Annotated in this window: 16 protein-coding genes; 9 read left to right on the top strand and 7 right to left on the bottom strand. The window is 51.9% G+C overall.

The window, feature by feature from the left end; translation table 11 throughout:
- From KTH_RS28115 to KTH_RS28105, 3 genes are all read left to right on the top strand, one after another.
- On the top strand, positions 1–942 hold the full coding sequence (locus tag KTH_RS28115) for a glycine betaine ABC transporter substrate-binding protein (RefSeq protein ID WP_111320301.1): 942 nt from the start codon (positions 1–3) through the stop codon (positions 940–942).
- Between the two features lie 159 nt (positions 943–1,101).
- A complete protein-coding gene (locus KTH_RS28110) occupies positions 1,102–1,545 on the top strand; it encodes a TIGR03668 family PPOX class F420-dependent oxidoreductase (protein ID WP_111320299.1) in 444 nt (147 codons plus the stop codon).
- A 154-nt stretch (positions 1,546–1,699) separates the two neighbouring features.
- Positions 1,700–2,692, top strand: coding sequence for a DUF929 family protein (locus tag KTH_RS28105; RefSeq protein ID WP_111320297.1), 993 nt, complete (start codon positions 1,700–1,702; stop codon positions 2,690–2,692).
- A 35-nt stretch (positions 2,693–2,727) separates the two neighbouring features.
- Here KTH_RS28105 and KTH_RS28100 read toward each other — a convergent pair whose 3' ends face one another.
- Together KTH_RS28100 and KTH_RS28095 are read right to left on the bottom strand one after the other, a co-directional pair.
- Entirely contained in the window at positions 2,728–3,666 is a 939-nt protein-coding gene (locus KTH_RS28100) for a protein DA1 (RefSeq protein WP_111320295.1), read from the bottom strand.
- Positions 3,667–3,670: 4 nt separating this feature from the next.
- A complete protein-coding gene (locus tag KTH_RS28095) occupies positions 3,671–4,549 on the bottom strand; it encodes a GNAT family N-acetyltransferase (protein ID WP_111320293.1) in 879 nt (292 codons plus the stop codon).
- A gap of 233 nt (positions 4,550–4,782) precedes the next feature.
- Here KTH_RS28095 and KTH_RS28090 point away from each other — a divergent pair, with 233 nt between their 5' ends.
- Together KTH_RS28090 and KTH_RS28085 are read left to right on the top strand one after the other, a co-directional pair.
- Positions 4,783–5,148, top strand: a complete 366-nt coding sequence (locus KTH_RS28090) for a GlsB/YeaQ/YmgE family stress response membrane protein (RefSeq protein WP_111320291.1) — start codon at positions 4,783–4,785, stop codon at positions 5,146–5,148.
- A 25-nt stretch (positions 5,149–5,173) separates the two neighbouring features.
- The gene (locus KTH_RS28085) at positions 5,174–5,359 is read left to right on the top strand and encodes a hypothetical protein (protein ID WP_111320289.1); all 186 of its coding nucleotides are present in this window, start codon (positions 5,174–5,176) and stop codon (positions 5,357–5,359) included.
- A 62-nt stretch (positions 5,360–5,421) separates the two neighbouring features.
- Here the strand turns inward: KTH_RS28085 and KTH_RS28080 are convergent, their stop codons facing one another.
- Positions 5,422–6,384 carry a DMT family transporter gene (locus tag KTH_RS28080; RefSeq protein ID WP_111320287.1) on the bottom strand — a complete coding sequence of 321 codons (963 nt, stop codon included), beginning with the start codon at positions 6,382–6,384 and terminating at the stop codon, positions 5,422–5,424.
- Positions 6,385–6,904: 520 nt separating this feature from the next.
- On the opposite strand from KTH_RS28080, the gene KTH_RS28075 reads away from it, so the two are divergent.
- Entirely contained in the window at positions 6,905–8,185 is a 1,281-nt protein-coding gene (locus tag KTH_RS28075) for an alkaline phosphatase family protein (protein WP_111320283.1), read from the top strand.
- Between the two features lie 231 nt (positions 8,186–8,416).
- Positions 8,417–8,644: a hypothetical protein gene (locus KTH_RS28070; RefSeq protein ID WP_497622183.1), complete on the top strand. Its 228-nt coding sequence runs from the start codon at positions 8,417–8,419 to the stop codon at positions 8,642–8,644.
- A gap of 170 nt (positions 8,645–8,814) precedes the next feature.
- Here KTH_RS28070 and KTH_RS28065 read toward each other — a convergent pair whose 3' ends face one another.
- Together KTH_RS28065 and KTH_RS28060 are read right to left on the bottom strand one after the other, a co-directional pair.
- Positions 8,815–11,574, bottom strand: coding sequence for an ABC transporter permease (locus KTH_RS28065; protein ID WP_497622182.1), 2,760 nt, complete (start codon positions 11,572–11,574; stop codon positions 8,815–8,817).
- Positions 11,571–12,317, bottom strand: a complete 747-nt coding sequence (locus KTH_RS28060; RefSeq protein WP_497622180.1) for an ABC transporter ATP-binding protein — start codon at positions 12,315–12,317, stop codon at positions 11,571–11,573. Before KTH_RS28060 ends, KTH_RS28065 begins: the two co-directional genes overlap by 4 nt.
- A gap of 635 nt (positions 12,318–12,952) precedes the next feature.
- Between KTH_RS28060 and secD the strand changes: the two genes are divergently transcribed.
- Together secD and KTH_RS28050 are read left to right on the top strand one after the other, a co-directional pair.
- The gene (gene secD, locus KTH_RS28055) at positions 12,953–15,748 is read left to right on the top strand and encodes a protein translocase subunit SecD (RefSeq protein ID WP_111320275.1); all 2,796 of its coding nucleotides are present in this window, start codon (positions 12,953–12,955) and stop codon (positions 15,746–15,748) included.
- Between the two features lie 110 nt (positions 15,749–15,858).
- Complete coding sequence (locus KTH_RS28050) at positions 15,859–16,779, top strand: VOC family protein (protein WP_170142423.1); 921 nt, start codon at positions 15,859–15,861, stop codon at positions 16,777–16,779.
- Positions 16,780–16,820: 41 nt separating this feature from the next.
- Here the strand turns inward: KTH_RS28050 and KTH_RS28045 are convergent, their stop codons facing one another.
- Positions 16,821–17,465, bottom strand: a complete 645-nt coding sequence (locus KTH_RS28045; protein WP_111320271.1) for a hypothetical protein — start codon at positions 17,463–17,465, stop codon at positions 16,821–16,823.
- A gap of 124 nt (positions 17,466–17,589) precedes the next feature.
- Entirely contained in the window at positions 17,590–19,563 is a 1,974-nt protein-coding gene (locus tag KTH_RS28040; protein WP_497622177.1) for a Ppx/GppA phosphatase family protein, read from the bottom strand.
- Positions 19,564–19,691 lie beyond the last annotated feature (128 nt).

The raw sequence follows: 19,691 nt of genomic DNA, 5'->3' as shown, positions 1-19,691 counted from the left end.
ATGTTTTCAATCCGTTCTCTGAAAGTCAAAGCAGGGATGGTATTTCTTCTGGTTCCGCTGCTCATTCTTGCCGCCTGTGGCGCCAACGGGAATAGCGGAGGGGAGGGAAATAAAGGCAAGTTGATCGTTGCCAGTAAGCTCGATGTTGAGGCACAATTGATGGCCTCAATGTATACGCAGCTCTTGCAAAAGGCAGGCTATACGGTTGAAGAGAAACCGGCTCTAGGCAACAGCGCGATCATCTTCGAGGCGATCACCAGCAACAAGATCGATATCTACCCGGAATTTACCGCCACTGGATTGAACAAACTCAATATTCCATCCAGCTATGATCCCAAAAAGGATTATGAGACAGTAAAGAAGGGCTTCAAGGATCAGTACAAGCTCGATTGGCTTGAGGCTGCACCGCTGAACGATGGCTATGCACTCTGCATGGGGAAAGACACCGCTGCGAAACTCGGCATCAGTACACTTTCGGATCTGGCCGGAAAAACAAAGGATCTGATTCTGACCGCGCCATCGGATAGCATCGAGTTTATTGATAGTCTGGCAAAAACCTATAAGACGCTGTCCACCAAAGACTTTAAAGAGCTGAAGACGGTTGACTACGCGATCGGTTTCCAGTCTGTTGAGAGCAACAAGTCTCAGGTAACGGTCTGCTATGGTACCGATGCGACCGTGCAGAAGAGTGGCATGATCTTCCTGAAAGACGACAAGAATGGCTTCCCGGCCTTTAATCCGGGTCCGGTCGTTCGCGAGGATATCCTGAAAAAGTACTCTGATATCCCCTCGATCCTGAACCCGATGGCTCAGCACCTCACCACCGAAGCCAGCATTGACCTGCAAACAAAGGTTGATGCCAAGTCGAAAGAAGGCATGTCAAAGAGTCAGGCTATCCGCACAGTAGCTCGCGAGTTCCTTCAGAGCAAGGGACTCCTCTAAAGCCATAGCGTGCGACGATCCGGCTTTTCAGGGAAAGGCCGGATCTTTTTTTGCCCTTGTGCGCCCCTGCTTCTCTCACTATAATTCTGTACGCTATACTAAAAAAGAGCGCTTTTGCAGACGCTCCTATCCTGTTTTTCAGCGAGAAGTGAGAGACACATGAACCAGAAAGTCCAGTTCAGAGAAGCGGAGCTCCGCTTTCTTTATAAACAGCGCGTGGCCCGTCTGGCAACCGTCACCCCGGAAGGGAACCCGCATCTTGTTCCTGTCTGTTATGCATTTGATGGGCACTATATTTATACTCCACTGGATGAGAAACCGAAACGGGTCTCACCTATCCACTTGCAGCGCGTTCGCAATATTCTGGCGCACCCGACCGTAGCCTTTCTGCTTGACCACTATGAGGAAAACTGGGCCCATCTCGGGTATCTGATGATCCGGGGTCAAGCCCAACTGATAACACCCAATGAAGAGGTACATCCCCACGCGCTTCGTCTGCTGCGCATGCGCTACATTCAGTACCGCACAATGGCACTGGAAGAGCAGCCGGTGATTATGCTGATACCGGAACGGGTCACATCCTGGGGGCCTGTCTTGCAATAAGCGGTTCAATTTCTTCAAGAACGGGGTATTGCTTCAAATACGCACTGTCTTCCTTGCCGTTTCTTCCATTCTCTTATATACTCTTTTCGATTCACCTGACAGCATGCTATGATAGGTGCTACAGATTGACCGACCAACGAAAGGCAAAAAGCATATGGCAAAAACAAAGAAAGCGAATCAACCCACCAAAGGACCAGTGCAACAACAACCCAGACGCCCGGTCCAGCAGGGAAAGAACCGCCGTCGTGCGCAGAAACGGCCTCCCTGGGCATTGATCACAATTATAGGCATTCTAGTTGTTGTTGTCGCTGTCGTCGGTATTTTTGTTGCCATCTCCCGCAATGCAAGCGGAAGCGCCAGCACGCCAACAGAGCCAGAAGTGCTTGACAAGATCTCACATGTCAGCCCGGAGATGTTTAAGGAGATTGGCGATGGTGGGGTCTCAATGGGATTCTTCACGCCGCGAGATAATCCCCCCTTGCTCAAAGGCCCGAACGGCAAGCCAGAGTTCTTTTTCTACAGTGCCGAATTTTGCCCGATCTGTGCCGCCCAACGCTGGGCAACAGTGGTTGCTTTAAGCCGGTTTGGCACCTTTACCCAGCTCCATGACATCGTCTCGGATGAAGGCAAGTACGCAACCCTGTCATTCTATCAGCATAAGTACAGCAGCCAGTACATTGACTTTGTCTCGCTTGAGGAAGTGGGAAATAACGCCATCTCCCGGCCCCCGCTGGAAAAGGCAACACCGGAACAGCAGAAACTGCTGGATACCTATAATGCGCCACCATATGTTGATGCGCCCGGCTATCCTTTGACCAGCATTGGCAACCGCTACTTTCTGTCCGGCTCAAATTATAGCTCAACGGTGCTTGGCACACTGAACCAGAAAGAAATTGCACAACATCTTTCTGACCCTCATTCAGACGTGGCGAAGGGCATTATCGGTTCAGCCAACTATCTGACCGCCGCTATCTGTACCCTGACCGATAACCAACCCGCCAATGTTTGTAAGGCGGACCCCATCCCGGCTCTTCAGGCCAAGTTGCCCGCAACCGTCGCGTTGCAAAGCCCTGAGGCTCCGGCCCAACATCTGGGCATCGCCTCTATGCCATATCTCACCACCACCCGCCGCGACGACGTGGCATAATAAAAGCGCATATCCATAGCAGGCCAACTCGCTTGCTATGGATGCCCCCCGGGCCAGCGCCGTGCTTGCAGCAATGCTGTAAGCAACTGCTGGAACCCCAGGCGCTCACTCAACGCCCGAACCTGACGAAACCCTTCACCATAGATAGGGTCGGGATTCCGCTCCATGCGCACTATCTGTAGACGAGCCTCAGCCGTAGCCTGATGATGATACAAGCGATAGGCCAGCAATTCACAAAATCCCTCTTCTTCCCGGGGTGAAGGCGTCGCGATCGCGTGTACAGCCAACCAGACATGACCGAGTTCATGCGCAACTACCCCTTGAAAGACCGCCGCGGGGAGTCCTTCCAGTATCGCCACGCCATCAATCGTGCGGCGGATAACCTGTCCATTCTGTGTATATGTGGTACTGCGTGTCACTCCCAGTGAGTCGGCCTCACGCCCTCCCTTTGCGGTTACCCGGTGAGCCATATAGGAAGCCAGTTTCTCCCGACTACAGAGTTCCAGACTCAGCGGCAAATTGTAGTACCGCAGCCCTTCCTGACCGATCCACTGAACCACTTGCCGGTAAAAGGGCTTTGCATCTTCGGCGGTCTCGATCGCCGTTGCCCGGCAGGCAGAGCAACGGTACAAGCCAGTTCCTCGCTCCTGCTCCTCAGGAGAGATCAGGCTACCACAGAACTGACAGGGAGTACATTGTTCCGCATCTTCTCTACAGAGCTTCCGCCCACGCGGATCAACTACATATTCCCCGACCAGCGGCTTGCCACAGTATGCACAGCGCGGTAGCACCGTCTGCATATAGCATTCTGTATGATAGGGAGCATCCTGATACTCATTAAAAGAAGCCTCAGTAATCGGGCGACCACACGCGGCACAGAGAAAGTGTTCTGGATGCCAGGGCGCACCAAGTGCCCAGAGCACACGAGCCTGCACCGGCTGCCCGCATCCTTTGCATATGAGTCGCCCGTTCATGCTGTTATCTTCCCTTCACTGCTTTCCCATAATAGTCATAGTGAGCTGTCTCGCGGAAACCACATGAGCGATAGAGATTCAAAGCCCGGCTATTCTCCGGGATCACTTCCAGTGCAATCGCACGATATCCACTGTTCCAGAGGTGCTGGACTACCCGGGAAAGAATATACCGTCCGTAGCCCTTCCCGCGATATTCCCGGGCGACAACAAAGCCATAAATCATCGCCGATGTATCCTGCAAGTTGATATCAATCTTGCCAACAATGGTCTGCCCCCGCTCCGCAACATAGACCGGGCGAGAAGGGTCTGCTTTCCCTTCGCCGTACCAGTTAACTTCATATGGGACTTCAAATCCCTCCTGAGTCAGCTTATTCAAAATCGGCCCATCTTCGTCACGGGCGGCTCTGATAGAAAGCTCGCTTGACTCAGCCGATATCAATACAGGCGTTGCCAGATCCATTTTATACTCGGAGTGATGTAGCTCGGCTCCGATCTTCTGGACGAATTGTTGTCCGGCTTGAGAGGCACGCTCAACAATAAAGAGCATCTGAGAGACGCCGCGCCGCTGACATTCGGCCTCGGCCTCCTGAGATAAACGGGTAAAGATGCCCCGCCTCCGAAATTCGGGATGCACCATGCCACTGATCTCCGCCTCAACATTGTTAAAACAGAAGAGCGCTAGATAGCCTATCAGACTACCATGTTCATAATAGAGAAAATCATTTATCTCATCAACAGGTCTGCGGCGCAAGACTTGCAGGTTCAACCGCATGTTCAGCCCTTCATGCTGATTACAGAGTTCAGCCAGAGCTGCGATCTCGTCAACCTCTTCCAGCGTTAACCCCTGCCTTGCAATCAAACCATGTTTCATATCGTCGGTCATGGAATATCCTTCATCATCTTCAAAAGTATGGTAGCCCGAAGGCTTGTGTTATCCGTACAAAGTATAACGCTGAAAAGCAGATTATGCTATCCTTCTTCCCCATATTCGCAACAAGAAAACTGGAAATTCACCGGCTTGAAACTGATAAGCAGACGCAAACCGTAATACAGGTAAGCATAACAATGGCATTTATAAGTACAGGAATATAGATGACCAAATGGAGGGTTGACATTATGACTTCGTTTATGGTTTTTGCCAGTGATGTCACCATCAAAGTGGGTGGCAACGTGTGGACTATAGGGCTTGATCTTATCATCTATCTGGTAGTAGCCGCCGTTCTCGGGCTGATTGCTGAGTATATTGTAGGCTGGCGTGTGCCCTTCGGTATTATTGGCGCCATTGTGGCCGCGTTAGTTGGTATGTGGCTGTTGACAAAGGTTATCGTTATCGGCGGGATCGGAGATTACTATATCCAGAATATCCCCGTCTTTCGGGCGTTAATCGGCGCGATTCTGTTTGTCGGCCTCTGGCATCTGATAACGTATGGTTTCTATCGTCGTCGTTATCATACCCGACATCACACGCCGATCACTGAATAGCACATGGAAGGGGTGAAAAGCACTTATGGCAAAAGAGAAGAAACAGCCAAAAGAGCATGTAAAGGGCGTAGGCCCAAAGGAACAGCGCGAGTACGAACACATTAAAGAGTCAGCCGAAAAGAGCGGGCGCTATGGAGATCGTGCGGAAGAGGTGGCAGCACGCACCGTTCTGAAGCATCACAAAGAGAGTCATCACAAAAAAGGCGAGTAAGCAAACGCAAAGGCCGGGGCGGTTTTTCCACCCCGGTTCTTTTGTACAAAGTATTGTCTATTTCAGATCGCGACATCATTGACTGCCCTCTGTCTCACAGGCTCCTTCCGTTCCCAGATCTTCTTCAACAGAAGTTTCTTGAGATCGAGATGCTTCAACTGAGAAAGCAGCACTCCGCCCAATGTCAGCACCGCACCAAGCCATTGAAGCGATGAGAGCGTCTCTCGCAGCAGGAGCGCTGCCAGCAGCACCCCGAAAATGGAGGGAAGGTAACTATAAATTGTGAGCCGCACCACTCCTACTTTTGTTAACCCATAATTCCAGAGCAGATTTGTCAGCACTGTTGCCCCCACAGCAGTAAAGAAAAGGGAGCCCCAGACTCCCCAGGGAAGCCCTGTCCAGTGTACGTTCTGCACATCAGCAGCCCCCAACGGGAACAGTGAAAACGCTCCCGCAAAGATCGTCCAGGTCGTCACGCGCAGCGCCGAATAGCGCTCAAGCGTGCGCTTATTCAACATCGGCAACAGGCCATTAAGGATGCCAGCAATAAACAGCAGCAGGATGCCGAGCCCGCTCCCGGCTGTCAGCGCTACCATTGCCCCCTTACCCAACACCACCATCACCATGCCCGCACAGGCAATCAGAATCCCTCCGAGCATAATACCGGTCAGCTTTTCACGCATCAGTAGCGAGGCAACAATAGTCATCACCGCTGTAGTAAAAGCAGTGATCAGCGCTCCCATCGTGGCGTCAACCAGCGCAGAACCGTAGAGAAAGAAGACCTGCTGTAGCCCAAACCCCACGATCCCCGCGAGTAGAACCCGTAGTAGCAGCGTCCGCGAAAGCTTGATAGTTCCTTCTACACGTTTCAGAATAAAGAGAATAAACAGACCAGCCAGCAGAAAACGCAGCGTTCCTGCGATCATCGGTGGCACATAATTCAAGACAATTTTGACCGTACAATAATTCAGGCCCCACAACAGACTGGCACCAAATACCGCCAGTTCAGCCTTATACGCCTTCACTTCTTCGCCCCTTTAATTCATTTCCATTCCCAATAAGCAAACAAACCAGATATCTCATCTAGAAGACCGCTCGCCCGTCATAGCCGCGCAGGCAAGCGAATCTTGCAGGTCCCATGTACTAGCGACGAACTGCCAGGCCGAGCAGCCACGGAAAAAAGGAGAATCTCACATCCTGCCAGAAAAACCTCAACCTTTGTGAACAAATAGCCGAGCGCTATGGGCAAAATGTACATATCAGAGCGATAGATCAAGGAATATCAGGATGCATACAGGAGAAAAAAGGATACTCTCTCTGGCACATGAAGAGCTACGTTCAGAAAAAATACCTAGATGAAGTACACAAGCAACTTGATGATGTTATAATGCACCCATACAAAACGTACCCAGTATTCGCATATATAGCTGAGCTTCTATCAGTATCATTGCTCATTATTCGTGTTATGATTCAAAGACAGAGTACATTTCAAGAAAAGGCAGAATGCATGCTTAATCTCTGCCCTATAGAGGGAGCACGACTAAGATGTTAAACGTGGCTTCTCTGAAGACAGTCAACCGGGCAAAGTTCTCACAACGTTTTGTCCGGCCGTGTTACGATTCGTACTGCTTCGCCAACCTCCCCTCGACAATTACACACCTGCTTACAGGTACACCCGCACAGCCCGATATCCCAGCAGAAGCATTTGCAGATCTACCAACGCGTTACGATAGAGTGGTTTTCTTCTATATTGATGCGTTTGGCTGGAACCACTATACCCGGAATCAGGATAAATACCCATTCCTGCAACTGGCACAAAGAGAGGGGACTATCTCGAAGATCACGTCTCAGTTTCCGTCAACAACTTCCGCCCATGTCACCTGTATTCATACCGGCTTGAACGTCGGACAAAGTGGTATCTATGAATGGAACTATTACGAACCGCTAGTAGACGAGATTATCTCGCCGCTGCTTTTTTCCTATGCCCGAGATAAGATCGAGCGCGATACCCTGAAACGGTCCTCTATTCCTCCTGCCGACTTCTTCCCTCAGCAAACGTTCTACCAGAGATTGCAGACACACGGGGTAACATCGCATGTCTTTCAATATCAGGCATATACGCCATCAACCTATTCTGACATCGTTTTTCAGGGGGCCAATGTCCACCCCTACGATACCTTTACCAATGCGCTTGACCTGCTGAGTGAGCAATTACGACAACCGTTCACAGGACCGACCTATTATTTTCTCTACTTTGACCGGATCGATACCATCAGCCACAACCATGGTCCCTATTCCCGGATGACAGAAAACACCATCGACTATTTTTTGAACACGATGGACCAGTTCTACCGTTCCCTTCAGGGTAAGGGAGGCAATACGCTGCTGATCATCACTGCCGATCATGGCCATGTACCGGTCGATCCACAGAAAACCTTCTATTTGAATCTGCAACTACCCTCCCTGACACGCTATATCAAGACCAATCGTCAGGGAAACCTGATTGTCCCCGCGGGTTCTCCGCGGGATATGTTCCTCTATATTCAAGAAAAAGCAGTTGATGAGGTCATCGCCACTTTACAAGAGCACCTTTCGGACAAAGCGGAGGTCTATGCCACCAGTGAACTGCTGGAACAGGGCTTTTTCGGCACACAACCACCCTCACCCCAATTGCTCGAACGGTTAGGCAACGTTGTCATCCTGCCCTACAAATATGAGACTGTCTGGTGGTATGAAGAGGGAAAATTTGAGATGCATTTTCAAGGCCATCATGGAGGATTAACCCCTGACGAGATGGAAATACCGTTAATTCTGCTTCCATTATAGCCAGCCGGAACAGATGAGAAGCGAATGATTTGACGGCATCAATCATCTACAGTATGCTCTCCTAAAGCAGGAAAGCGAAGAAGATAGTATGCACGAATCGCATAAAAAGGCTTGAGCGGAGCGCATGGCGGCAATACAGCTACATACGACACCTTCTCAGCCGGGAACGCGACCTGATCTGACAGGTAACCTCTCACTATCACAGATCCGGGCACTCTTTCTCTCTGTTGAGTGAGACCCTGCACCGTTGGCCACGTTGCTCGACAGCTTGGTACAGGTATCTCCACTGCCGAGCATCTGGTTGAGCGACTGGCCCATCTTGATCTGCTTGTCCATGCTGAAAAAGAGCAGGATCAGCTCAACACCATTGTAGCCGCCACGGTCGGAGGTGAAAGCTTCTCTATGCGATGTCGAGAAGCACTGCACCTCTTTGGCGAATGCATGAACGAGATACCCTGAACGTTTTTCTGCATGGCATCCAGGCACCAGCTTCCAACACTCCACCTTCAGGGAAGCGCTCATTACCATCCCGGCTAACTCGCAAGACGTACCTGTTTTTTCCTCGTTTTCCCATATGCACTCTCTAAAAAGAACAAGAGGGGAAACCAATCGCTTCCCCCCTCCGTATCCTACTCGTATCGAAGCACTTCCAGCGGGCGCACCCGGACTGCCCCCCAGGCTACCAGCGCCGCCGTCAGCATTGCAAGCAGCGCGGAACCGAGGATCAGGCCCAGCGCGATAACGCTACTGACACCAAAGCTCGATTGAAACACCAGCGAGCCTAGCAACGATGTTGAGAGCGTCACCAACAACATCGCGACAAGCGCACCGGCCCCACCGATCACACCATTTTCTAGCATCACCTCACCGAGAATCGAGCTACTGGTATAGCCCACCGCTTTCAGAATACCAAGCTCGCGCCGCCGCTCAAGCATCGCCAGCGCAACAGCATTCGCGATGATAATCACCCCGGCAATTAGCGAGAGAGAGGCGATGGTGGTCAAAGTCAGCAGGATATTATTCAACATCTGGTTTATGAAGTCGCCAAGATTGGCAAGGTTCATCACCAGGGCATTGGGCACCACTTTCCCAACCTTATCAACCGCCACGTTCAGCTTCTCAGGGTTAATCTTCAGAAAGAAGATCGACTGCTCGACGCCACCCGGCGAGAGCGCCTTGACGGTGTCTCGGGTTCCTATGATGGGGTAGAAGTTGGTGCCAAAGCCTGTCTGCGAGTAGATCCCGACGACGGTCACCGTTTTCATGCTCTTACGGTCATTCCCGCCGAGCGTGATCGTATCCCCTACTTTGAGATGCAGCGGATCAAGGCTGGCAAGCTGCCAGGAAACCAGCACGTTATCAGTTCCGGCATCTTGCGGCCCCAGATTACGCCCCGCTGTAATGGTGGTCTCTTTTCCCATCACGGGGATCTGATTGTTGCCCACATCGTACCCCTCAATGCCACTCAGATAGTAGAGCGTGCCACTTCGGCCAAGCGACGAGGTAGAGGGTCGATCCTTCTCACCTGAGGGCAACAGCTCCCTGATCGGTTTCTTATTCACCGCCAAAGGCATCGTTGAAGCCAGGGTATGCTGCTGCGAGAGCGTGAGGCCGGGCAGCGAAGGCAGTGTATCCTGAAGCTTCTTTGTATCATCGCCACTGGTAATCGAGATCACATTGAAGCTCAGCGCCTTCGCAAGCACATCGTTGACCTGTTGCCGGAGGTTCTGCCCGAGCACCAGAATCAGGCCGATGGTGAAGATACCCACAAAGAGCGCCAGCATCGTTGTAGTCGTACGCACGCGCTGCCGTCCGAGATTCCGCAGCGCCATCATGATATTCGCCTTCCAGGTACGCGGCAAGAAAACGACCACAAGTCCCAATAGCGAGACAAACAGGAGTAACAGACCAAAGGGCGGCAACAGTAGCGCAATGCCAGCCGAGCAGGCAATTCCCAGAACCACCAGCAGGGTATAGGGCAAAGTCAGCCGCTCGGGGACGGGCAGCTTGCTGATCAGTAGCGCCAGCAGGCTGAAGAAGAGACTCAAGATCAGTAACAACACAAAGGTGCCATAGACAGACACCACACCAAGCAGGATATCATTCTGCAGAATGATAATTGCCAGCACACAGAAAAGCACCGACAGCAATAATACCAGCCCGACTGTCAGCAGGCGGCTACCAGCTCCCTGCCCCTCTGGGAGCTCACGAATAACATTCAGCGGTCTGATATTAGCAGCCTGAACGATGGGCAACAAACCAAAGATCAGAGCAGTGACCAGGCCGATTGCCACCCCGCCGGACACAATCACTGGATCGATCACAAACGGAATATTCAGTTGAAACGTGTGCTCGACAAGGCCACGCACCACATAACTTACCGCGATCGAGGCTCCCGCGCCGATGATACCGCCGATCAAGCCGAGCAAACCGGTTTCCAGTCCAAAGAGCAGGTAGAGGTCAAAGCGCCGATATCCGGTTGTCTTCAGCATGGCAATTTCCATCTTGCGCCGCGAGAGCAAGACCTGCATGGTATTCACAATACCGACGCCACCAATCAACAGAGCAAGCAGGCCAGAAATCTCTAGAAACTTGCGGATATTGTCAAGCGTCTCTTTCTGGCTTGCAACGGCATCATCCACCGTCTGCACTGTCGCCACAGGCAACGCGCTACGCAACTGCTTGGCAGCCTCGTTGGCCTTCTCTTTACTGGCTGTAGCAATATTGATGGTATCGTAGGTGATCTCTTTGTTTGACAGCGCTGCCTTGTAGTCGTTGGCCGAGAGCAGAACCACGCTTCCAGCCTGCGCCAGCACTCCACTATCCGTCACAATCCCAGCGACCTTGACTTTTATTACTCGCGCCTCACCGGCACGCTGTGAGCCAATTCGCAAATCAAACGTATCACCGATCTTCTTCTTATATTGCTCGACGAATGGCGTGGAGACAATGATCTGCTTCTCTTTCAGCAGGTCGGCAATCTTGCCATTCTGCGGCTCGGTAAAGGTCGGAGGTGTTACCAGAGGATACACCGCCGGATCAACAACGCGCACAGTAAATGTCTCACGCAATGAAGAACTGGCCGCCCCGGTCGATCCCTGCGCGTTCAGCACAGGTGTATATGAGACAATCACCCCATCCTTCTTCAGACGCTCAACCTCGTCGAGATCCTCTTTCTGGAATGGCTGATTTCGCGAAACAACTCGAACATCGCCCCCGTTGGCATCGCGCACATTGCTCGTAAACGCGTTATCAATCATAAAGCCGACAAGCTGCAACGCCACAATCGCCATGACGCCGACGGCGACACAGAAAATCGCCAGCAACGTGCGCTGGCCACCCCTGGCCAGAGAGCGCGTCGTATAGTTGAAGTACATCGAAGCCTTCACTGTGTAATTCTCCCGCCAGAGGCATCAAGCTCGGCAATCTGTCCATCAACAATGCGAATAGCTCTATCCGCATGCGCCGCTACATTTGGATCATGCGTCGCAATAACAAACGTTTTCCCGGTCTGCTCGCGCAAATTCGCAATCAAATTGAGAATATTTTCGCCGTTGCGTGCATCCAGGTTGCCAGTCGGCTCGTCGGCAATCACAATGGCGGGATCGGTTGCCAAAGCCCGTGCAATCGCCACGCGCTGCTGTTCTCCTCCTGAGAGCTGACTGGGACGATGCGAGAGTCTGTGAGAGAGCCCGACCAGTTCCAGCAATTCCCGGGCCCGAGCGGAGGGAGAGCCTTTATGTTTTCCGACGTAGAGCGGAACCTCGACGTTTTCCTGCGCTGTGAGAGTAGGGATCAAATTGTATGCCTGAAACACCATACCAATCTTCTGATTCCGGACCGTTGCCAGTTGTCCTTCATTCATCCGAGCGATATCCACCCCATCAATCAACACCTGACCGCCAGTCGGATTATCCAGGCCGGCAATAATGCCCAGAAGGGTACTTTTTCCTGAGCCAGAAGGGCCCACAATAGCGACAAATTCGCCTCGGGCAATCTGAAAACGAATACCTTTCAAAATCTCTATACGTTCTCTTCCAAAGGGGAGGCTTTTCGTAATATTGCGAACATCCATCACAACCTGCTGTGTTGTTATTTGGGACTGTTCTACACTTTGTACGGTTGAATCCATAAAGGTCCTTCGCTCCTTTAATAAACAGCAATCAGATTCCTCTTTCTGATTATAACACGATATATCGTTAACCAGAGAATAGCCGCAGCGATGTGCGGGAACAGCAAGGAGAGCGGACAGCCTGAGAGCAAGCATGCCATCTCTTCTCCGAACCATTGGTACTGAACAGGCAAACGAAACGGGAAAGAAAACCGTTGTATTAGATAGGCAAACTGCCGACCTGTTAAAGAGTACTGGTTCGCATAGTATACGATTCATGTGGTGTATTTGATCGCATTGAAGCCGAAGGTGCCTGCACTTCTCTCGGAGAAAATACCTGAGAATATATCGACCGCATCACCCCTTTTCAGGATAGGAATAGTGCAAAAAGAGATAACACATGCCGGATAGTGGTATAGGCAATGACAATCAACTATGCTATACTGCACTGTAATTCATATATACGCGCATCCGCGTCCTTAAAACTAACGCAAGCGGTATGTATCATAGCAGAATCAGTGTCATAGAAAGGCGACACAATTTGGCTCCAGAAGCCGCATCAAGGGACGTTTTTTGTTGCGCTCAGGGAAGACGGGCAGTCAGATTGTACACCCTTCAAATCAACCAGACTCTTTGAGTGAGAGGAAACAGTACATATGCGCCGAGGATCAACACTCACACTCCTCATTCTCATTATCTTATTAGCCATGGGCGCATCATTCGTCGTCTTCTGGCCCAACGCCAGCCAGCAAGGCGGGAAGCCCCTATATGGTATAAACAACCCGTTTCAGGTCACGCTTGGTCTGGACCTGCAAGGCGGCGTACGCGCTCTTCTGATACCCAACGAGACGAAACAACCTTCTGACGAGAACATGAACACCGCTCGTACCCTGATTGAGCAGCGCGTCAACAAAGGCCTCGGGGTCAACGAACCGGTTGTGCGTACGCAGAAGTCGCTCGATGGACAGCAGAGTATCGTGGTAGAGCTTCCGGGCTACAACACCGGTAACCAGCAAGAAGAGATCGAAACGCTGCTGAAAACCGGTAAGTTGGAGTTCTGGAACACCGGCCCGACGCCGCTACAGAACGATACCATGTTTGATCCGGAACAGTTCAAGCAGTATAACAATAATTCAACCGAACCACTTTTCAAAGGCGATGACCTTAACTCCCCGGACCTTACCGTCGGCCAGAACCCGCAAACCGGTCAGTACGTGATCCAGTTCGCGATGAAGGGCAGTGCGGTCGATCGGCTAAGCAAGTTCACCGCAAATAATCGTGGCAGCTATATGACAATCACCCTGGATAGAAAAGTCATTTCTTCTGCCGTGATTCAAGATCAGCTTCCGGGCAAAGGTGAGATCAGCGGTAATTTTACGCTACAAGAGGCACAGCAGCTTGTCCAGATGCTGAAGATTGGTGCACTGCCAATTTCCTTTAAGATTGCCAGTATGGATACCATCGGCCCGACGCTCGGTCACGACTCGATCATAAAAAGCATCTATGCCGGTGCGATTGGTCTGGCGATCATTATCCTCTTCATGCTCATTTACTACCGTCTCCCGGGTCTGCTGGCAGACATTGCCTTGATTCTCTACTCTCTTTTGACCTTCGCGATCTTTAAGATGATCGGCGTTACGATGTCACTGGCCGGGATTGCTGGCTTTGTCCTCTCAATCGGTATGGCCGTTGACGCAAACGTGCTGATATTTGAGCGCGTCAAAGAGGAGCTACGAGAAGGGAGGTTGCTGGCACAGGCGATCGACCATGGTTGGTCCCGCGCATGGCCTTCAATCCGTGACTCGAATATCTCGACCACCATCACCTGTGCAGTACTCTATATCTTTGGTACGACCTTTGGTGCGACCATCATTGTCGGCTTTGCAACTACCCTGTTCCTGGGTGTTGTGATCAGTATGTTCACCGCTATCGTGGTTACCCGCACCTTCCTGAATCTGCTGGTCCCGACTGGCGTGATCAACCATCCGGCGCTCTTCGGTCTGCCCTTTGGCACGACCGGTACCACCCGCACCAAAGAGACACACACAGATGAAAACGCGCACATCTTCCATCTGGCGAAGCATCGTTACTGGTTCCTGGGTGTCTCCCTGCTGGTGATTATCCCGGGCATCATCTCGCTGTTCGCCTGGGGTCTCAACGTCGGTATCGACTTCAAAGGCGGTTCCAGTGTTGAGCTTGTACCGCAGAAGACGATCGCTAACACCGAAGATGTTCGCGACATGCTGAAACCGCTGAATCTGCACGACTTACAGGTTGTCTTCTCAACGAACGAGGCGCTCCAGCCAAGTAAAAAGGTCTGGATTCAGCTCAATACGCAGGTCAGCAAGAACGTCACCGATTACATCACCAATACCCTGCAAAAGAAATATCCAAAGTCCCAGATTCAGCTTGGTATCGATACCTATACCGATACCAACGGCAAGAGCTTCAGTGTGGTTGCCGTCAACGGTTTGAACCCGATTCCGTCGACAGACGAACTAAAGCAGGTTCTGGGCACCCTGCCCAAGTCCTCTGAGGTAACCAATAACGAAGCCAGCGCCCAGCCGACCGCGACCGCTCAGGCGACAAGCACGCCAAGCGCAACGGCCACAGCTCAGCCGACCGCGACATCGAAGCCGGAAGAGGGCACCATTCCCGTCAATATCGTGAACATCACCACCGGTGACCCCGGTCAGAAGGGCCAGACCATCAGCCTGATGACCAGCACGAGCTTTGAAGGCAAAGGCCCGGTCGGAAGCATTCAGAACGAGTTCCTGAAACATGGCATCTATACTCAGCTTCAGAGCAGTAGCCACATTGGCGCTTCTGTGGCGGAACAGACCCGCTGGTATGCGGTCTACGCAGTCGCAGCCGCCTCGGCCATGATCCTGCTCTACATCTGGTTTGCCTTCCGGAAGATCCCGCGTCCGTGGCGCTATGGCGCATGTGCGATCATCGCCATGCTGCATGACGTCCTGATCGTGATTGGCATCTTCTCTATTCTGGGTCACTTCTTCGGTATCCAGATTGACTCGCTCTTTATCACAGCGCTGCTCACGGTTATCGGTTTCTCGGTCCATGATACGATTGTGGTGTTTGACCGTATCCGTGAAAACATGCGCATCAGCACAACAGAGACCTTCGAGCAGGTGGTTGACGCCAGCCTTGTACAGACAATGGCTCGCTCGCTGAACACCTCGCTGACAGTGCTCTTTACGATGCTGTCCCTCACGCTCTTCGGAGGAAGCGGCAGCGTGCATACCTTCACGCTGTGTCTGCTGATTGGTATCTTCTGCGGTACCTACTCCTCCATCTTTAACGCCAGTATGCTGCTGGTCGTCTGGGAAAAGGGCGAACTGGGTCTGAAATGGCTACGCAGAAAAGGAAATGAGGAGCCTTCGGGCAAACGCTCACATGTGAGCGATCGTGAGCTTGCTCGCTCACGTGGCTAAGGCTTGAGTCCAACGAAAAACGCGCCAATTGACAGAGTTTATTAAAATAAATGTCAGTTGGCGCTTTTTCTTTTTGTTCTCCCTATTCCTTTTCAAAGAGGAGCTTCTACATGTTAACAGGATTGGATCATATCATTATCGGCGTAGATGATCTGGAGCGAGCGACAAGCATCTTTAACGACTCACTTGGGCTGGCCGTAAGTGGAGGAGGCGAACATCCCACAGGAGGAACCGCGAACCGGATCATTGTCATTGGTGATACCTATCTGGAACTGATCACAGTGCGCAAGCCCGAAGAAGCTCAGCAAAGCATGCTTGAGCGGATGGCGAAAGGAAACGGCTACTTCAATTATGTCATTGCCTCAAATCGAATTCATAGCGACAGTGAGGCCATCCAACAGCGAGGAATCTCGGTCATCGGCCCATATGCAGGAGAGCTGAAAAGCTCGGATGGCAAGTATCGCGGCTGGATGCGTACTGATATTGAACGCTCAGATCTGGTACAGCGCTATCCATTCCTGATTCAGCATGATAGCACTGGAGAAGAGCGACGGTTCCGTCTGGCTGGCTGGCAAACGCCCCCGGCACATCCTCTCGGCGCAACCAGAGTATATAGCGTGGCAGTTGTGGTGCAAGACCTTGAAGAGGCAACCGCCCGATACCAACGCATTTTCGGCCTTAATCCATCGGAACCATTTTCCGGACAGGAATTCGGGGTAGATGCCAATTACGTCTCTTTCTCCTTCAGCGAGAGCAGGCAACGTATTTTCCTGATAGCGCCTCTATCAACAACCCTGGAACCAGAAGATGCCCCCGCACATCTTCCAATGCCAGGAGCGCTGGCCGGTTATCTTCAACGCCTCGGCGAAAGCATTTGCTATATGACCCTGGAAGTCGCTGACCTGACAGAGGCACGGCATTATCTTGACTCGCACCACGTCCCTTATACCTATCAGGCTAAACCGCGTCCACTGCTCTGGATTCACTCCGCCCATGCCTGCGGAGCCACGATTATCCTGTATCAGCAATAACAAGAGACGAGCGGGCAGCATATCTGCCCCTCGTAGAGAGTTTACGCTTCTTGAACGGTCAGACGAAGCTTGCGCCGAAATACTTTCTCAAACAAATCGGCCTTTTCGTATGCATGCTGCAACTCTTCATCCAGATCTGCCAATGGACGAGCCTTGAGCTGGATAGTCCAGACCTTCGAGTTGCACCCCTCAGGATCAGCCATCAGCGACAGGACCCGGCCATCATGATTGAAGTCCAGTGCATCAGCAACGCGAAGAATAGCAGAGAGAGCGGATACACGCTTTCGCGCCTGAGGACCTAACACAGCGTACTCCTCATGGTCCTCGCTTGGGAGGGCCCGCCGATGATAGCGTGCAATACAGGCAATCTCGTGACGTTCCTCATCGGTAAAATCAGGTAACCTGGTATTGCTGATCAGACGAAATGAGTGCTTATGATGTTGACGCTGCTCTACGATCATCCCCGTATTATGCAAGAAGGCCGCTCGATCTAATAAACGTCGTGCATGGTCATCAAGCTTATGAAGCGATTGTGTTGCATCAAAAAGTTCCAGGGAGAGGCGTTTCACATGCCGAGCATGCGGCCAATCTTCCACAAGCAATCCTCCACTCATCCATAGTTCCTCTGCTGTCGGTTGGGCCTCTTGCCACCATTGTAATTCCTCTACCGAACTCGGCTTCGTCATAAGAATCCTCCCTATCTTTCCGGCTTAAACACCGGCTGCTCTGTCTGGGGCTCATACATCACCAGTATTGGCCGCTTGTTTAGAACGGATAGATTGATAAAGAGTAACATGTATCTCTCCCTCATTATGCACACAAGACCGCCAGAATTTCACCTCTAAAATCTCGCTCTTGCAGCTTTTTCCAATGCTGTCGAAACACACGGTATTGTTCTTTACGCCGCCCTTCAACACGAGCAAGTAATTCACGCAACCCTTGCGCTTCAAGCGGAGAAAGATCGGTCCTTGCCTCCGTCAGATAGGCGAGTAGTTCCGGATCCAGACGCGCCAGTCCCTCTTCATGTGCCTGTACGGCCAGGCAGAGTTGTATCAAAGCAATCAATACATCACTATCATGAAGCTGGCCCAGTTCACTCTGTATCTGCTCCACTTCTTTCGCCAGCTTCCGACAGAGAGGCGGCAAAACATCCTGAAAAAGCTCAAGACTATAGCGTAGTCGTTTAGCGGCAATCCGCATTTTATGCAACTCATGGACCGGCCCATTCTCTGTTTCTACATACGCACTCCAGCGATACATTTTCTCAAGGTGTTCCTGAACCACTGAGCGGACGCACTGTTCTGTTGAGGCAGTCAGACGTTCGAGACTGGCCTGTGGGGCTTTCGCAGGCTCGGGAATGCTGGCCTGAAGGAGCGTATAGAGTTTGCGCGTATCAAAATCTTGCAAGTAATCAACCAGTAGCTGTTGATAGGTCTGGCGATAGTGCTCAAGCCGCCCCTTCAGCCAGTGAATTCCTGCCTCCTGCGCAGGCGATGCCTCCACCTGATATTGCGCGATATGCTTACTGATCACATCACTATCTCTGGCATTCCCGAGCATACGGGCAAGCTCTTTCACACGCCGCAAAGCCTTCTTCCACTTCCGGGGTCGGCTGACATCATGATAGGCACCCATCACTGCCCGCAAGCGCCGCGTCGCCACACGCATCTTATGGACCGCTTCGCTATCCTCGTTTGCCTCAACTTTTTCCCGCCACGCTTCCACCTTCAAGGCCCACTCTCGCAGAAGGCGGCGACCCGTTTCGCCAAAGGATTCAGAAAGCATCCGTTCAGCCTCGCCCTGCTGCTCAGCGTTCAGGAGTTCCTCTTCCTGCTCAAGCAGTTCAAGCCAGCGCGTTCCATAGCGCTCATAAACCAGCAGGGTTCCCTCACGAATACCATGTGAGCTCACCTGAATCGTTGAAAGGCCGAGCTGCTCCATCAGTGCATAAATGATCAGGGCTCCCGCAGGTAGGAGCCGTGCCCGCACCTCTGGAATACCATAGCGTTCTGTGATAGTTGCCGCCGGCCACTCCTGAAGCAAGTCCTCGCACTGACGTAGATCAGCCAGCGAAAGGGACGCGCCACGTTCAGGCACAGGGAAAGCCTCCTGTACGAGCCAGAGGAGCGTTCTGGCACTGCCGCCGGTGGCAATCAATGTTTCAGGACGATAAGGGATCTGCATTCCCTCAAAGTAGGTCTGCAAAAACGCCTGAGCGACCTCCATCTGCTCTTGCGACGGAGGATCAGCCAATAGATAGCGATCATGCAGCCAGCCCGACCCGAGGGGAACTGATACCCGCCAGTTTATCCGCATATGATGCGCAGTGACCAGTTCTGTACTTCCACCGCCAAGATCCATCACGCCGATCAGTTCGGGAACCGTGTTAGAGCGTACAGCCTCATAGGTGGCACCATAGAAGGTCAAAAGCGCCTCGGTCTCTCCTCCGATAAGCTGAACGGTCAGCCCGGTTTCACGGGAAACAGCCTCGCAAAAAGCCAGGCTGTTTCGAGCCTTACGAATGGCTTCCGTCGCAACCACCAGAATCTGCACTGCACCATGCTGCTCAGCCAACGCCTTATAGCGCTGCAACACCGCGATCGCCGCCTTTTGCTTCTGCACAGAAATGCTTCCTGAGGTATTGACGCTCTCGCCTATTCGCACTACCTCATCTTCATCAACCAGGATCTGTAGGTCATTCGGAGTACATGCAGCCACAACAATATGAATAGTATTGCTACCGACATCAATTGCCGCTCGTACAGGGGAGTTCTGCTCCAACATACATCAGATATCCCTTCTTTCGAGAATAGAGGCTTCATGCGAAGCAATAAAGATGGATTAATTATAGCATCGGGCTGAAAAGTCTTTCCAACCGAGCAATTATCTTGAGGGATCTGAAAATGTGCCAG

Source organism: Thermosporothrix sp. COM3 (genome assembly GCF_059696735.1).
This window is presented reverse-complemented; position numbering and strand designations above follow the sequence as displayed.

Bases quoted from the DNA above. Each gene is read 5' to 3' on its own strand.
- KTH_RS28115 (WP_111320301.1), top strand. From the start codon at position 1: ATGTTTTCAATCCGTTCTCTGAAAGTCAAAGCAGGGATGGTATTTCTT.
- KTH_RS28110 (WP_111320299.1), top strand. From the start codon at position 1,102: ATGAACCAGAAAGTCCAGTTCAGAGAAGCGGAGCTCCGCTTTCTTTAT.
- KTH_RS28105 (WP_111320297.1), top strand. From the start codon at position 1,700: ATGGCAAAAACAAAGAAAGCGAATCAACCCACCAAAGGACCAGTGCAA.
- KTH_RS28100 (WP_111320295.1), bottom strand. From the start codon at position 3,666: ATGAACGGGCGACTCATATGCAAAGGATGCGGGCAGCCGGTGCAGGCT.
- KTH_RS28095 (WP_111320293.1), bottom strand. From the start codon at position 4,549: ATGACCGACGATATGAAACATGGTTTGATTGCAAGGCAGGGGTTAACG.
- KTH_RS28090 (WP_111320291.1), top strand. From the start codon at position 4,783: ATGACTTCGTTTATGGTTTTTGCCAGTGATGTCACCATCAAAGTGGGT.
- KTH_RS28085 (WP_111320289.1), top strand. From the start codon at position 5,174: ATGGCAAAAGAGAAGAAACAGCCAAAAGAGCATGTAAAGGGCGTAGGC.
- KTH_RS28075 (WP_111320283.1), top strand. From the start codon at position 6,905: ATGTTAAACGTGGCTTCTCTGAAGACAGTCAACCGGGCAAAGTTCTCA.
- KTH_RS28060 (WP_497622180.1), bottom strand. From the start codon at position 12,317: ATGGATTCAACCGTACAAAGTGTAGAACAGTCCCAAATAACAACACAG.
- secD (WP_111320275.1), top strand. From the start codon at position 12,953: ATGCGCCGAGGATCAACACTCACACTCCTCATTCTCATTATCTTATTA.
- KTH_RS28050 (WP_170142423.1), top strand. From the start codon at position 15,859: ATGTTAACAGGATTGGATCATATCATTATCGGCGTAGATGATCTGGAG.
- KTH_RS28045 (WP_111320271.1), bottom strand. From the start codon at position 17,465: ATGACGAAGCCGAGTTCGGTAGAGGAATTACAATGGTGGCAAGAGGCC.
- KTH_RS28040 (WP_497622177.1), bottom strand. From the start codon at position 19,563: ATGTTGGAGCAGAACTCCCCTGTACGAGCGGCAATTGATGTCGGTAGC.